The 14,406-nt window shown below is 37.7% G+C and carries 15 protein-coding genes; 6 read left to right on the plus strand and 9 right to left on the minus strand.

Translation table 11 applies throughout. The annotated features are described in order from the left end of the window. The first annotated feature begins 7 nt into the window (after positions 1-7). Positions 8-1,408: an efflux transporter outer membrane subunit gene (locus tag NU09_RS14220; protein WP_129751971.1), complete on the plus strand. Its 1,401-nt coding sequence runs from the start codon at positions 8-10 to the stop codon at positions 1,406-1,408. Positions 1,409-1,627: 219 nt separating this feature from the next. Next, positions 1,628-2,056 carry a hypothetical protein gene (locus NU09_RS14225; protein WP_129751972.1) on the plus strand — a complete coding sequence of 143 codons (429 nt, stop codon included), beginning with the start codon at positions 1,628-1,630 and terminating at the stop codon, positions 2,054-2,056. Here the strand turns inward: NU09_RS14225 and NU09_RS14230 are convergent. Next, positions 2,053-2,376: a hypothetical protein gene (locus tag NU09_RS14230; RefSeq protein ID WP_129751973.1), complete on the minus strand. Its 324-nt coding sequence runs from the start codon at positions 2,374-2,376 to the stop codon at positions 2,053-2,055. The genes NU09_RS14225 and NU09_RS14230 overlap by 4 nt on opposite strands. A gap of 137 nt (positions 2,377-2,513) precedes the next feature. On the opposite strand from NU09_RS14230, the gene NU09_RS14235 reads away from it, so the two are divergent. Next, complete coding sequence (locus NU09_RS14235; RefSeq protein WP_129751974.1) at positions 2,514-3,563, plus strand: PA0069 family radical SAM protein; 1,050 nt, start codon at positions 2,514-2,516, stop codon at positions 3,561-3,563. On the opposite strand, the gene NU09_RS14240 is transcribed toward NU09_RS14235, so the two are convergent. Next, on the minus strand, positions 3,550-4,524 hold the full coding sequence (locus NU09_RS14240) for a YpdA family putative bacillithiol disulfide reductase (protein ID WP_129751975.1): 975 nt from the start codon (positions 4,522-4,524) through the stop codon (positions 3,550-3,552). The genes NU09_RS14235 and NU09_RS14240 overlap by 14 nt on opposite strands. Next, complete coding sequence (locus NU09_RS14245) at positions 4,512-4,985, minus strand: CYTH domain-containing protein (protein ID WP_129751976.1); 474 nt, start codon at positions 4,983-4,985, stop codon at positions 4,512-4,514. Before NU09_RS14245 ends, NU09_RS14240 begins: the two co-directional genes overlap by 13 nt. Before the next feature lie 91 nt (positions 4,986-5,076). Between NU09_RS14245 and NU09_RS14250 the strand changes: the two genes are divergently transcribed. Beyond that, positions 5,077-7,122 carry a recombinase gene (locus NU09_RS14250; RefSeq protein WP_129751977.1) on the plus strand — a complete coding sequence of 682 codons (2,046 nt, stop codon included), beginning with the start codon at positions 5,077-5,079 and terminating at the stop codon, positions 7,120-7,122. A gap of 30 nt (positions 7,123-7,152) precedes the next feature. Further along, on the plus strand, positions 7,153-8,244 hold the full coding sequence (gene dinB, locus NU09_RS14255; protein ID WP_129751978.1) for a DNA polymerase IV: 1,092 nt from the start codon (positions 7,153-7,155) through the stop codon (positions 8,242-8,244). A 51-nt stretch (positions 8,245-8,295) separates the two neighbouring features. Here the strand turns inward: dinB and NU09_RS14260 are convergent, their stop codons facing one another. The 6 genes from NU09_RS14260 to NU09_RS14285 form a co-directional block, all read right to left on the minus strand. Further along, a complete protein-coding gene (locus NU09_RS14260) occupies positions 8,296-9,102 on the minus strand; it encodes a Bax inhibitor-1/YccA family protein (protein WP_317125779.1) in 807 nt (268 codons plus the stop codon). 75 nt (positions 9,103-9,177) lie between these two features. Next, complete coding sequence (gene pyk, locus NU09_RS14265; RefSeq protein ID WP_129751979.1) at positions 9,178-10,605, minus strand: pyruvate kinase; 1,428 nt, start codon at positions 10,603-10,605, stop codon at positions 9,178-9,180. A 2-nt stretch (positions 10,606-10,607) separates the two neighbouring features. Continuing rightward, entirely contained in the window at positions 10,608-11,093 is a 486-nt protein-coding gene (locus NU09_RS14270) for an IPExxxVDY family protein (RefSeq protein ID WP_129751980.1), read from the minus strand. 116 nt (positions 11,094-11,209) lie between these two features. Further along, entirely contained in the window at positions 11,210-11,950 is a 741-nt protein-coding gene (gene rnc / locus NU09_RS14275) for a ribonuclease III (protein ID WP_129751981.1), read from the minus strand. A gap of 10 nt (positions 11,951-11,960) precedes the next feature. Further along, positions 11,961-13,214 (minus strand): beta-ketoacyl-ACP synthase II, encoded by a 1,254-nt coding sequence (fabF, locus tag NU09_RS14280; RefSeq protein ID WP_129751982.1) that lies wholly within the window; start codon positions 13,212-13,214, stop codon positions 11,961-11,963. Between the two features lie 191 nt (positions 13,215-13,405). Then, positions 13,406-13,642, minus strand: a complete 237-nt coding sequence (locus NU09_RS14285; protein ID WP_019037482.1) for an acyl carrier protein — start codon at positions 13,640-13,642, stop codon at positions 13,406-13,408. Between the two features lie 179 nt (positions 13,643-13,821). Between NU09_RS14285 and NU09_RS14290 the strand changes: the two genes are divergently transcribed. Further along, positions 13,822-14,385, plus strand: a complete 564-nt coding sequence (locus NU09_RS14290; RefSeq protein ID WP_129751983.1) for a phosphoribosylglycinamide formyltransferase — start codon at positions 13,822-13,824, stop codon at positions 14,383-14,385. Positions 14,386-14,406 lie beyond the last annotated feature (21 nt).

A 14,406-nucleotide genomic window follows, 5' to 3' on the forward strand; every position in this document is an offset into this window, starting at 1 on the left:
GAAGAAAATGAGAAATTTAAAAATATACAGAGTAGTTCTTTTGGCAGGTGCAGGATTGATTATGCAGTCCTGTCTGGTTGCCAAAGACTACGAAAGGCCGGATGTTAAGGCAGAGAACCTCTACAGGACAGAGGTAGTGGCTCAGGACAGTACATCACTTGCAGATGTATCGTGGGATAAACTGTTTACAGATCCAGTTTTGCAGCAGCATATAAATAAAGGCCTACAGAACAATTTTGACATAGGAATAGCTATACAGAACATTAATGCGGCAAACGCTTATTTAAAGCAGGCTAAAGCAGGTTATTTTCCGTCTTTAAACGGTACAGCAACCCTTACTCACCAGGAATTTGCAAAAAACAGCCAGTTTGGTAGTTTTTTCAACGGGTCGCTGGACCAGTACCAGTTAAGTGCAAATCTTTCGTGGGAAGCCGATATCTGGGGTAAGATCCGTAGTAATAAGCGTGCAGCTAATGCTACCTATTTACAGACTATAGCGGCTAATCAGGCAGTAAAGACTAAAGTAATTACTGATATAGCTAACACCTATTATCAGCTTTTAGCGCTTGATGCACAGTTAAAAGTGGCAGAAGAAACGCTTATTAATCGTAATGAGAGTGTTGATGCAATTCTGGCCCTAAAAGAATCAGGGAGTGTAAATGAAGTTGCCGTACAGCAAACGGAAGCTCAAAAATATGCTACAGAACTTATTATTGAGGATGTTAAGACCAACATAATACTGATGGAGAATGTAATGAGTATTCTTTTAGGTGAAGCTCCTCATGCTATCGAAAGATCTACGCTTGAAGAACAGGTTTTAAATCCTGATATTAAACTGGGATATTCTGCTTCGCTTCTTAAAAACAGGCCTGATGTAATTGCAGCCGAATATAACCTTATCAATAAGTTTGAGCTTACCAATGTGGCAAGGGCAAACTTTTATCCTCAGTTTACTATTACGGCAACAGGAGGTTTACAAAGTATTGATGTAAGTCAGTGGTTCAGCGCCAATTCATTGTTTGCTAATATAGTAGGCGGACTAACTCAGCCTATCTTTAACCAAAGACAGATAAGAACTCAAAACGAAGTGGCTAAAGCCAACAAGGAGCAGGCTTACATACAGTTTGAACAGTCGTTAGTTAATGCCGGTAAAGAAGTATCGGATGCATTAGCACAATACAATAATGAAACCAAGAAACTTACTATAAGAGATAAGCAGGTTGAGGCTCTTAGAAAGGCATCTGATTACTCAGATGAGTTACTTGAGTACGGACTTGTAAACTATCTGGAATCATTAACAGCTAAATACAGTGCGCTAAATGCCGAGCTTGATTTAGTTGAAAATAAATATAGGCAATATCTGGCCGTAATTAACCTTTACAAAGCGTTAGGGGGCGGATGGAAATAATATAATTTGGGGTAGTCCGGATTATTTGATTAATTGTTTGTTTTATGTAAAACCGTCTGATAAATTTATTTTATCGGGCGGTTTTGTTTTTTTAATAAAAAAAGCTCAACAAAACTTAAGATTTTGTTAACGAAATTAGAAGAATGGCAAAAATGATAACCTCCTCATTTTGTGAATGTTTTTAATATACATTTGTTTCGAACAAACAAAATTACTACTATGGATTTTATGCTGATGGCTACAACTGCTTTCCTTATGGTTGCGTTGTTTTATGCAAGTAATTCTTTTGAAGACGCCCATATGCGTTCAAGCCGCAAACGTGCCCTGATACTGTTTAGGGAGAATAGGGAAAACAGTCTTAAATTTTATACTGAACTTGAAGTTTATGTAAGTAAAAATGATATTTGGTCTTACAATGCTTTTGAGGATACCGATATTACTTTTGCAGAGCTTATTGATACTCTGAAGGAGAAACATGATATCGAATATTCCGACAAAGCAGAAACAGAAATTGAAAAAACCAAATTCACCCGTACCCAAATAGAGGACTGCTTAGAAAGGCTGGATTACGAACAGGAGTTTATTACTTCTCTTGAGTCTAATATACAATTCAGGAATATAAACTTTGAAAAGCAGGATATAGCTTAAAAAAGAGCTCTGAATACTTCTATTACTATTGCTAAGGCAGCAATGCCTATTACGAGATGTAAGAGGCTTTGTCCTGAAGTTTTCTCTTCCTGCAACCTTCCGTTTTTGCGTAACTGCGTTTTTAATCCTATAGTTGAATTGATAACGAATGAGGTAATAAGCTCATAAGTGTCATTGTCAACTGTAAATTCATGACGTGTACCAAAAATTGAAGTCTTTTCTGAAACGACCTTACCGTTATAGGTTACTGTTTCTTTTCCCCAATCGTTATTATAAAAAGTAATGGCTGCTTCGCCTACAGTAAAATCTAAAGTTGTCATAGGTTTTTGTTAGGTGTTTTTACAAAACTACAAAATTGGGCAGGATTATATCTTCTGTTAATGTTAGTAATATTTTCTAACAACTATAAGAAAATAATCTTATAGTTGTTATCTTAGCATAAAAGCAGGAGGGTATTATGAAACAGGAAATAAAAGGGCAGGGAGCGGTTGCCAATGTGCATAATCACTTTGAAAAGAACCGTTATGATAAGTCTATTTATGATGATGACTTTGAGGAAAAGGTGGTTAAAACACAGATACAGACGATTTTCCCTAAAACAATAGTTAACAAGGTAAAAAGCCCGGATCTGGCAATGGCTTATTCAATGAATCCGTATCAAGGCTGTGAACATGGCTGTGCTTATTGCTATGCCAGGCCAACACACGAATACTGGGGTTATAGTGCAGGAGTTGATTTTGAAAGAATGATTCTCGCCAAGAAAAATGCACCGGAATTATTGGAACAGTTCTTTAAAAAGAAGGGATACAAACCAGAGCCAATTATGCTTTCGGGTAATACAGATTGTTACCAGCCTGTAGAGCGAAAGCTTAAAATAACAAGAGCGCTATTACAGGTGTGCTTGGAATACAGGCATCCGGTAAGTATACTTACAAAAAATGCCTTGGTAACCCGTGACATAGACATACTTACCCAACTGGCAGAAAAGAACCTTGTTACGGTTTCATTTAGTATCCCTACAATCAATGAAGAGTTGAGAAGAAAACTTGAACCACGTACATCATCTGCCAAAACAAAAATGCAGGCTCTTGAAACCATCTCAAAAGAAGGAATTCCGAGCCATGTAATGATTGCGCCTATGATCCCGGGACTTAATACTATGGAGATACTGCCTATTGCTGAAGCAATTGCAGAAAAAGGAGCTTTAGGATTTGGGTATACACTGGTGAGATTAAATGATACAGTTGAGCCTGTTTTTATAGAATGGCTGGAAGAACATTATCCTGACAGGAAAGAAAAGGTTCTTAACCAGATAGCATCGCTTCATGGCGGCAAACTGGGTGAAAAAAGCGTTGCCAAACGAAAGGTGGGTGAAGGTAATATGGCACAGATGATACATAATACCTTTAAGATTGCGAGGCAAAAATATTTTAAGGATAAAAAGATTCAGCCTTTGGCAACTCATTTATTTGACGGCACAAAAGGCGAGCAGCTCAGGCTTTTTTAATTATATCGCTTATTATCATGTCGGCATGAATGCGGGAATTTTCAATAAACCATTTATGGGTTTCCATTCCACCGCAAACCACACCGGCAAGATATAATCCGTTAACATTGGTTTCCATTGTATCGGGATTGTATTGTGGTATGCAGTTTACGCCTTCTATGTTTATACCAGCCTTTTTAAGGAAATCAATATCCGGCCTGTAACCTGTTAGCGCCAATACAAAGTCATTTTCTATGGAAACAGGGCCGTCCGGAGTTTGTATGTCTACATAACCGTCTCTTATTTTGGTGATGTTGGAATTAAAATAGGCTTTAATACTGCCTTCGGCTATACGGTTTTCCACATCGGGTTTAACCCAATACTTTACCCTTGGGTTTATTTCATTTTTGCGGATTACCATAGTTACTTCGGCTCCTTTTCGCCAGCACTCCAAAGCAGCATCTACCGATGAGTTGTTGGCACCCACCACAACTACTTTCCTAAAGGCATATTCATGGGCCTCTTTGTAATAGTGACTTACTTTTGGCAGGTCTTCTCCCGGAACATCCATGTAAATTGGAATATCATAAAATCCGGTAGCGATTATAACTTTCTTTGCTGAATAGATTGCCTTGTTTGTAGTTACCTCAAAAGCGGATTTATTCTTCTTAACAGCTTCTGCATTTTCAAACAGGTTTATTTTAAGCCTGAAGTGACGCTGAATATTGCGGTAATATTCAAGAGCTTCCTGCCTGCCGGGTTTAGGAGCAATGCAGCTAAAGGGAATATCGCCTATCTCTAATCTTTCGGCAGTAGAGAAGAACGTCATGTATAGAGGGTAATTAAACAAACTGTTTACCAGAGAACCTTTTTCAATAACGATATAATTAATGCCTTCACGCTTTGCAGCTATGGCACAGGCCATACCTATGGGGCCTCCGCCAATGATAAGCAGGTCATAATTGGTTTTTATTTCTTCCATGAAGTATAAGGGTTATTGCTTAGGTAAGCATTGTAGTATCGGTTATCTCCGGTAACTTCTTCGCCCAGCCAGGAAGGTTTTATAAAATTTTCATTTTCATCGTTCAGTTCAATTTCGGCAAGAACCAACCCGTTATTGTCTCCAAAAAACTCGTCAACTTCATAAATATGTTCACCATACGGAATTTCATAGCGCACTTTGTCAATACTACCGCTTTCACAAAGTTGCAAAAGCTGTTCTGCTTCGGCAGGCGTAATCTCTTTTTCCCATTCCATTCGCGTAGTGCCACTTTCGTTACCTTTGCCTTTTATTGTTAAATACCCGTTTTCGCCTTTTAAGCGCACTCTAACGGTTCTTTCGGGGTTAGAGCTAAGATACCCCTGTACAATTCTTTTGTGGCCTGTAGCCTCGTTTTTAAAGCTATTATTCAAAACGAGGAATTTTCGCTCAATTTCAATCATAATCCGATGCTAAAATTAACTGCAAGGTAGTGAAAATATGAAGTGCTATTTGTATTTTTACGCAAGCATAGTAAATCCTGCTACTGTTTTTATGAGATTTAGAAAACCCCGACCAAAAGCCACACTCGAAGAATTCTTCAAAATAAACTTTGAAGAAAACAATCTTTGGGAATATAAGGCAGATGAGGTTGACCTGCTTGCCGAGCTGGTAGATATCATAAGGCCTAAAGATCTTAATGGTGTCTATTCGGTTGATATAAGCAATCTTATAAAGTTGCTCAGGGAGAATGAAAACTATAGCGCGGGATTTTCCAAATACCTGAAAGGTATCCTTAAAAATAAGAGGTTTAACAAGATACTTACTGATGCCGGAATACTTACCGATGCTGACTTTTTCTATGAAGTAAGAAAAAGGATGTTTGCAAAGCTGATACCCGATCAGCCGAAAAAGGATACTCTTGAATATGTTTTAAATCAGGTATTCTTTGTGAAAACCGATCCTATCTGGATAAGAAAGATTCCTTATGAGCAAATTGAGTCCCTTTTCGATCTTGTTAAGTTCAGTTCCATCTATACTTCGGTGGCTGCAAAAAGCCCGTTGGCCGAATTGCTTTTTGCTATTGACGCCCTTATCCATAGGATTGCAGGGCGTGCCATGGAAAGCGAAGTGATTAAAATGGTTCCCGAATACGAAAACCTCGAAAGTCCGTTTCTGGAATTTCAAAAGGAATTTGCACTGCTTACAGAAAAGCTTATAAGTGAGAAAAATAATTTTTTGGCACCAAAAGATCTTGGATATAAACAATTACTTATACTGCATAAACAATGTTTGGAGTATGTACAGCTAGCTTTTAAGAACAGTGAGAAGTACGGCATATCGTTAAGGGTAAACCAAAGTCTTTTGCGTATTAGGCAACAGCTTTTCCGTTTACAGACATTACTGCCTTTACTGGTACTTGAGGATGCAGATTGTGCCCGTAAAAACAGTATTAAGTTGTCTTTTGACCTGATTGAGTACAATTGTGATAAAACCAATGTAAGAAAGCTTATAAGCGAGAGTACTCAGCTCTTATCTTATGAGGTAACCCAGCATACCGCAAAAACAGGTGAACATTATATTACCAAAGACAGAAATGAATATTTCAAAATGTTCTGGACTGCTGCCGGCGGAGGTATAATTGTTGCCTTTGCCTGTATAATAAAGGTTTTCCTCTCTATGATGGATAACAGTGCCTTTGGTCATGCATTTTTCTACAGTCTTAATTATGCTTTTGCCTTTATAGGTATTTACCTGTGCGGTTTTACCCTTGCTACCAAGCAGCCGGCAATGACAGCTTCAGCACTAATTCGCGCGCTTGAAGTAGGGCGTAAGTCTCAGGGAGTGGATGAAACAGAAAAACACAAAGCTTTTGCCGAATTCTTTGCCAGGGTATTCCGTTCTCAGTTTATTGCTTTTGTAGGTAACGTATTGTTTGCATTTCCGGTAGCATTATTGGGTATATGGCTTATTGACGAAGCCTTTAACTATAACCTTGCATTAACCAAATGGTATAAGCTTATAAATGATTTAAGTCCAATACATTCGCTGGCGATGTTTCATGCGGCTATTGCGGGAGTATTCCTTTTTCTTTCGGGGATTATTGCGGGAAGTGTTGCTAACAGGGACAAGCATGAGCAGATGTATTACCGTATACAGGAACATCCGTTATTAAAATTAAGTTTGGGCAGGGTAAAAACCAAAAAACTTTCTGAATGGTATGAAAAGCGCTGGGCGGGTATTGTTTCTAATTTTTGGTTTGGTGTTTTTATGGGAAGTACAGCTTCCATAGGGATATTCCTGGGACTAAATATAGATATACGCCACATTACGTTTGCCAGTGGTAACCTTGCGTTAGGTATATATGGTGCAAATTATAATGTATCAAACGCCATGTTATTCTGGGGTGTTTTTGGTATAGGTATTATTGGGTTAATCAACTTCCTTGTAAGTTTCGGGCTTTCCATGGGGCTTGCCTTCCGTTCCCGTAATATCCCAATATCTGAGGTAAGGCCAGTAATAAGTTCCATCTGGAAACACTTTAAGCACAAGCCGGCCTCATTTTTCTTTCCGAGTTTAAGAAGCGAAAACAAAACCTGATTTTTGGCCAATAAGCATTAATTTTACCGTATGGAATTGCCGTTACGCAAAATAATCCATGTGGATATGGATGCCTTTTATGCCTCTGTTGAGCAGCTTGATAATCCCGAGTTGCGTGGTAAGCCTGTTGCTGTAGGCGGAGGTTCGGAAAGGGGAGTGGTTTCGGCAGCGAGTTATGAGGCCCGTAAATTTGGTGTTCGTAGTGCCATGAGCGGGTATCTCGCAAGAAAGCGATGTCCGGAGCTTATTTTTGTAAAACCCCGTTTTGACAGATATCGTGAAATTTCCCAACGCATACGTACTATCTTTCTGGATTATACTGATTTGGTAGAGCCGCTCTCGCTTGATGAGGCTTATTTAGATGTTACCAAAAACAAAAAAGGGAATCCGAGCGCAAGCCTGATAGCTCAGGAAATAAGGAAACGTATTTTTGAAGAAACCGGATTAACAGCATCGGCAGGAGTATCTATCAATAAGTTTATAGCAAAGGTCGCCAGCGATTATAACAAGCCTAATGGGCAAAAAACCGTTAACCCTGATGAGGTGCTCGATTTTCTTGAAAATTTACCGATAGGTAAGTTTTATGGGGTAGGTAAGGTAACTACCGAGAAGATGTATCAGTTGGGTATTTTTACGGGTAAGGAGCTTAAGGAAAAGAGCGTTGAATATCTTACGGAGCATTTTGGGAAGTCTGGGGCGTATTATTATCATGTGGTTAGGGGAATCCATACCAGCGAGGTAAAACCCGACAGGATTGTCAAATCTGTAGGCACAGAGCATACTTTTTTTGAGAATCTGGTATCGGAGGTTTTTATGCTGGAGAAACTGGATGATATAGCAAAAGAACTTGACAGGAGGCTGCGCAAAAAAAAGATTGCCGGAAAAACCATTACGCTTAAAATTAAGTACAGCGATTTTACCGTACAGACACGAAGTAAAACTCTTCCTTATTTTATTACCGACAGGGCTCTTATTATTGAAACGGTAAAAGAACTTCTATATCAGGAAAAGCCAAAAGATTCGGTTAGGCTTTTAGGTATTTCCCTGGCAAATTTAAATACCGATGTAAAAGAAGGCGAGAAGAAAACCGTGGTTGCAGTTCAGTTAAAGTTTGATTTCTGATTACATCAAAAAAAAGCCACCTGTAAGGTGGCTTGCTTTTATAAAGATTTATTAGTCTCTGCTTGATAGTTTGGCAAGCAATCTTAGTATTTCAAGATATAACCAAACAAGTGTTATTAATAAGCCCATTGCACTAAACCACTCCATGTATTTTGGAAGACGTTTTTTAGCACCCTGCTCTATCATGTCAAAATCAAGAAAAAGGTTAAGTGCAGCAATTACAATTACAAAAACGCTTATACCAATACTCATTAAAGAGTTTCCGTGATGTACAGGCTGCCAAGAAGTGAATAATGAAAATATCCAGCTGATAAGATAATAAGTAACTATTGCAAAAGTTGCTGCAACCACTATAGATTTAAATTGCTCTGTGACTTTCACTACTTTAAACCTGTATAACAAAAAGCAAACAATAAAGGTTACAAATGTACCCAGTACAGCCTGCATTATTATTTCAGGATAATAATATAAAGCGAAAACGGCAGAAATACCTCCTATAAACATACCTTCAAAAAGGGCATATGCCGGAGCCAGGTACTGTGAGTAGTTTGGTTTAAAAGATGCAACTAAAACCATTGCAAACCCTATTAATCCTCCGGTAATTGCAACGACATAAGGATTTTGGCCGATATTAATCATGTACCATGTAAAAAAAGAACTCGCCAGCAGTACAAATAACAGGATAAAACTTTTATTAATCGCGCCGTTTATTGTCATGGTGTTATTGTAATCAATAATTTCCACAGGGCGGCCTTCTTCATCAAAAACAGTGGTTTCTACAGGCTTGGTAAAAGATTTGTTCTTTAAAAACGGATTGTTAGATTTAAGGTTCATTTGTGTGTGATTGTTTTTCTTCAAATATAAATATTTTCCATGATAAAAAATAAAGTCCGTTGTTAAACGGACTTTAGATATATTTTTAAAAGGATACTATTAAATTTCAGATACCCTTAATGTGTTTACCATACCTTTTTCTACAACCGGCATAGCTGCAAGGTTAATAAGCATGTCTCCTTTTTCTACATAGCCCATTTCTTTAGCAACAGCATTTATATCGTCTACAGTCTCATCTGTACTTAAGAACTTATCGTAATGGAAAGCATTAACTCCCCATAAAAGGTTCATTTGCGTTAGTATCCTTCTGTTTGAAGTAAATACAAGAATATGTGCGTTTGGTCTCCATGCAGATATCTGGAAAGCAGTATAACCACTGTTGGTTAGTGTACAAATCGCTTTTGCTTTAATAACATTTGCCATTTGTGCAGCGTGATAACAGATAGATTTTGTAATAAAACGTTTAGTTCTTACCTGTGGTGTGTTTTGAGGTACTGTGATAAGTGGAGAATCTTCTACAGCCTCAATAATCTGAGTCATTCTCTCAATTACCTGTACCGGATAGTTACCTACAGATGTCTCTCCTGAAAGCATTACTGCATCGGCACCGTCCATTACTGAGTTTGCAACGTCGTTAACCTCTGCTCTGGTAGGAGTAAGGCTGGTAATCATCGTTTCCATCATTTGTGTAGCGATAATTACAGGGATACGTGCAGTTTTAGCGCGGTTAACCAGTTTTTTCTGGATAAGTGGGACTTCCTGAGCAGGAACTTCCACACCAAGGTCACCACGGGCAACCATAAGAGCATCACAAAATGCAACAATCTTATCGATGTTCTCTACGGCTTCAGGCTTTTCGATTTTTGCAATAATCGGAATTTTATAGCTTGAATGCTCTGCAATAAGATCCTGAAGTTCTTCAAGGTCTTTAGGAGTTCTTACAAATGAAAGAGCAATCCAGTCTACCTCTTCCTTAATGGCAAAAATAGCATCTTTAATGTCTTTTTGTGTAAGCGCAGGTAACGATACTTTAGTATTAGGAAGGTTAACTCCTTTTTTAGATTTTAAAGGTCCGCCCTGTATAACGATAGCTTTTACTTCATCAACTCTGTTAGTTTCAAGAACTTCAAAAATAAGTTTACCGTCATCAAGTAATATTCTTTCTCCCGGATTTACATCGTTAGGGAATTCTTTGTAATTCATGTATACCTTTTCTGCAGTTCCAAGTACATCTTCTGCAGTAGTAAAGGTAATTACATCACCTCTGTTTACAACTACATCTTCTTTCATAACACCTACCCTTAGCTTAGGACCCTGTAGGTCGGCAAGGATAGCGGTATTATAACCGAATTCGTCATTAAGGCTTCTTATAATGTTTATACGTTCTTTAACGTCAGTGTAATCGGCATGTGAAAAGTTAATCCTGAAAACGTTAACACCTGCATCAATCATTTCTTTTAATACTTCTCTTGTGCTGCAGGCAGGTCCCAGTGTAGCTACAATTTTAGTTTTTTTTCTTGTTGGCATTCTTAAAAAATTAAATTGTTTTTCGATTTTAGTTTTTGATGGTCAATTTTATAAGCGGTGGTTACATGGCGTATTTTAAGGAGCTTTTCTATGAGTTCCTCCAACGCTAAATGGCCACAAATATTTTCTATTTTTATAATGTAATCCACTTTCTTGAATTCCGGTAATAGGAAGACATTAGTGCTCACATCGAGTCCCGCAGCATCAAACAGAGATATGTTTTCCTCTTGCTTGCTCACGATGGTGTTTTTGTTTTCTATAAGGTTCCAGGTAATGTCTTTATCTATATCCTCATAAATAAATCTTGAAAAACAGCTTTCACCTTCCTTTACTTTAATACCTATATTTTTAGGGCTTTTTTCCAGAAGAATGGATAGTTCACGATTAATGAAATAAGCAAGCCTGTAATCTTCCAGTGAAGAGTGTATGGCAATCAATTCATAATCGATTGTTACAAAATCATCAATCAGCAGTTTGTGAATAGCCATTATTATTCAAAATAATAAGTCGTAAATATACTACTTATAAATTACAAAAAACAGTCTTAAAATTAAGTTAACGGTAAATTATCAACGAAAACGTTATAGTTTAGTGTTAAATTGATCTATTTTTTGTTAATTTTTTCCTGAAATGCAAAATAGGCTCTTTGGGATGCTTTTTCTTCTGCTTTCTTTTTTGAAGTAGCTCTGGCTTTAGCAATAACTTTGCCGTCTATTTTTAACCGTACACCAAAATATTTTACACCTTCGTTACCGTTGTCTTCAAAAACATCGTAGTGAAACTGTTTCTTTTCTTTTTGGCACCATTCAATAACCAGGCTTTTGTAACTTATAACTTTGCCTTCAAGTTTAGGAATATCAACATAGGGAGCTATAACTTTCTTATTGATAAACTTTTCACAATAAGAAAACCCTCTGTCAAGATAGATAGCCCCTATAAAGGCTTCGAATAGATTTCCGTGTATATTTTCACCAAAATGCTGAGTAGATACTTTGCTTTCTACCCATTTGATAAGGTTTAGATCGCGGCCCAACTCGTTGAGGTGTTCGCGACTTACGATTTTAGAGCGCATTTTGGTAAGGTAGCCTTCGTCTCCGGTAGGTACCTCGTTAAATAAGTGTGCAGCAATAACCGACCCTAACATGGCGTCTCCTAAAAATTCCAGACGCTCATAGTTGACAGGGCTACCGTTTGCATCGGTTTTGTTTGATGAGCGGTGTGTAAACGCCCTGCGATAGTGTGATAGTTCTATTGGATTGAAACCCAGTAGTTTTCTCATTTCTTCAAAAAAAATCCCGTCTTCTTGAGAACGGGATTTATTGAATATTTTTTTTATAATACCCATCCCGGGAAAATTATATTTCCAGTTTTTTAACCAAAACGCAGGCATTGTGACCTCCAAAACCAAACGTGTTGCTTATAGCTACTTTTACATCTCTCTTTTGAGCTTTGTTAAAAGTAAAGTTTAGTTTAGGGTCAATGTTCTCGTCATCAGTAAAGTGATTGATGGTAGGAGGAACAATACCGTGTTTGATAGAAAGTATTGAAGCAATAGCTTCTATAGCCCCGGCAGCACCAAGAAGGTGACCTGTCATAGACTTTGTTGAGTTAAGGTTAAGGTTGTATGCATGTTCTCCAAACACTTCAAGAATTGCTTTAGATTCTGCAATGTCTCCAAGTGGTGTAGATGTTCCGTGCATGTTAACAGCGTCTACGTCTGTAGGCTGTAATCCTGCATCCCTTAAACAGTTTAGCATAACATTTTTAGCGCCAAGCCCTTCAGGGTGTGGTGCTGTTATGTGGTGTGCATCGGCGCTCATTCCGCCTCCGCCAATTTCGCAGTAAATAGTTGCGCCCCTTGCTATAGCGTGCTCATATTCTTCAATAATAAGTGATCCTGCTCCTTCACCAAGTACAAAACCATCACGGTCTTTGTCCATTGGCCGGGAAGCTGTTTTAGGGTCATCATTTCTTGTAGAAAGCGCGTGCATAGCATTAAAACCACCCATACCGGCAATGGTAACGGCAGCCTCACTACCTCCGGTAACCATAACATCTGCATGGCCTAAACGAATGTAGTTAAAAGCATCTATTAAAGCGTTTGTTGATGATGCACAGGCAGAAACCGTAGTAAAATTTGGTCCTCTGAAACCATATTTCATAGAAATGTGGCCACCTGCAATATCAGCTATCATTTTAGGAATAAAGAACGGATTGAATTTTGGTGTACCGTTACCGGCAGCAAAGTTCATTACTTCTTCCTGGAAAGTCTCTAAACCTCCAATGCCTGAACCCCAAATTACACCTACTCTGTCTTTATCCAGTTTATCAAAATCAAAATTGGCGTCTTTTACAGCCTCATCGCTCGAAACAATGGCATACTGAGCGTAACGGTCCATTTTCCTTGCTTCTTTTCTGTCTATAAAATCTTCTACCTTGAAATTTTTTACTTCGCAGGCAAATTTTGTTTTGAAGTTAGTCGTATCAAAATATGTAATAGGGGCAGCACCGCTAACTCCGTTGATAAGTGCATTCCAGTACTCTTCAACGTTGTTTCCTATTGGTGTAAGGGCGCCTAAGCCGGTTACTACAACTCTTCTTAATTTCATAAGTTAAATTTTATAGTTTCAAATTATAGAACAATACCCATGCGTCTCTTTTTAAAAATAGTAAGAAAACATGGGCATCAGGATATATTTATGAAAGGAAAATCCCGTTCATTTTCAAAGCGTAACGCAAAAATTGGTAAAGCAATAAATAAGAACATCCATGTATCAAATACATGGATGTATATTATTTATTATTTTTTTGCTTCTTCTATGTAAGAAATAGCCTGACCAACAGTAGAGATGTTCTCAGCCTGATCGTCCGGAATCTGAATGTCAAATTCTTTTTCGAACTCCATGATAAGCTCAACAGTGTCTAATGAATCTGCTCCTAGATCATTTGTGAAGCTTGCTTCTGTTACAACTTCGTTTTCGTCAACACCTAATTTGTCTACGATAATCGCTTTTACTCTTGATGCAATGTCTGACATAATCTTTAATTTTAGAATTTAAATTGATGGCAAAAATAAAAAACTTTATTTTAAAACCATGTTTTACTAAAAAAATTGACTACTAAAATAAAAAATTAATTTCACAAATTTGCCAGAGAGCCTTTATTTTACAGTTTATTATTCTTTTTTTTGCAGTGTGAAAAAAAATTAAAAAAGGTATGAAAAACATAGTACTTTTTGCTTCGGGAGGGGGGTCTAACGCCGAAAAGATCATGGAATACTTTGCGGAAAAGGAGAATTTTGATGTAGTTGGACTGTTTACTAACAACCCAAATGCGGGTGCAATAGACAGGGCAAAAAACTATAATGTACCTGTTTTTGTATTTAATCGTGAGGAGCTTAACAGCGATATTGTACTGCAAAAAGTGCAGGCTTTAAATCCAGACATTATAGTTTTAGCCGGTTTTTTGTGGAAATTTCCTTCAAATATTATTGACCAATACCCTAATAAGGTTATCAATATACATCCGGCATTGTTGCCTAAATATGGAGGTAAGGGTATGTATGGTATAAATGTACACAGGGCAGTTCTTGAAAATAAGGAGAAAGAAAGCGGTATTACCATTCATTATGTAAATGATGATTATGATGAGGGTAATATAATATTCCAACAGGCTATTGCTGTTGAAGAATGCCTTACCCCCGAAGATGTTGCGCTAAAAGTGCTATCACTGGAGCACGAGTATTTTCCAAGAATTATTGAAGAACTTTTGCAGGGCTAATTTGATAATTTGCTTCTGAAG

It is taken from the genome of Flavobacterium beibuense (genome assembly GCF_004151245.1).
Taxonomy (GTDB): domain Bacteria; phylum Bacteroidota; class Bacteroidia; order Flavobacteriales; family Flavobacteriaceae; genus Flavobacterium; species Flavobacterium beibuense_A.

What these genes read in the sequence shown, in the direction of transcription:
- NU09_RS14245 (WP_129751976.1), bottom strand. Translation starts at nt 4,985, where the DNA reads ATGATTGAAATTGAGCGAAAATTCCTCGTTTTGAATAATAGCTTTAAA.
- fabF (WP_129751982.1), bottom strand. Translation starts at nt 13,214, where the DNA reads ATGAAATTAAGAAGAGTTGTAGTAACCGGCTTAGGCGCCCTTACACCA.
- NU09_RS14285 (WP_019037482.1), bottom strand. Translation starts at nt 13,642, where the DNA reads ATGTCAGACATTGCATCAAGAGTAAAAGCGATTATCGTAGACAAATTA.
- NU09_RS14230 (WP_129751973.1), bottom strand. Translation starts at nt 2,376, where the DNA reads ATGACAACTTTAGATTTTACTGTAGGCGAAGCAGCCATTACTTTTTAT.
- dinB (WP_129751978.1), top strand. Translation starts at nt 7,153, where the DNA reads ATGGAATTGCCGTTACGCAAAATAATCCATGTGGATATGGATGCCTTT.
- NU09_RS14250 (WP_129751977.1), top strand. Translation starts at nt 5,077, where the DNA reads ATGAGATTTAGAAAACCCCGACCAAAAGCCACACTCGAAGAATTCTTC.
- NU09_RS14240 (WP_129751975.1), bottom strand. Translation starts at nt 4,524, where the DNA reads ATGGAAGAAATAAAAACCAATTATGACCTGCTTATCATTGGCGGAGGC.
- NU09_RS14290 (WP_129751983.1), top strand. Translation starts at nt 13,822, where the DNA reads ATGAAAAACATAGTACTTTTTGCTTCGGGAGGGGGGTCTAACGCCGAA.
- NU09_RS14225 (WP_129751972.1), top strand. Translation starts at nt 1,628, where the DNA reads ATGGATTTTATGCTGATGGCTACAACTGCTTTCCTTATGGTTGCGTTG.
- NU09_RS14235 (WP_129751974.1), top strand. Translation starts at nt 2,514, where the DNA reads ATGAAACAGGAAATAAAAGGGCAGGGAGCGGTTGCCAATGTGCATAAT.
- NU09_RS14270 (WP_129751980.1), bottom strand. Translation starts at nt 11,093, where the DNA reads ATGGCTATTCACAAACTGCTGATTGATGATTTTGTAACAATCGATTAT.
- pyk (WP_129751979.1), bottom strand. Translation starts at nt 10,605, where the DNA reads ATGCCAACAAGAAAAAAAACTAAAATTGTAGCTACACTGGGACCTGCC.
- NU09_RS14220 (WP_129751971.1), top strand. Translation starts at nt 8, where the DNA reads ATGAGAAATTTAAAAATATACAGAGTAGTTCTTTTGGCAGGTGCAGGA.
- rnc (WP_129751981.1), bottom strand. Translation starts at nt 11,950, where the DNA reads ATGGGTATTATAAAAAAAATATTCAATAAATCCCGTTCTCAAGAAGAC.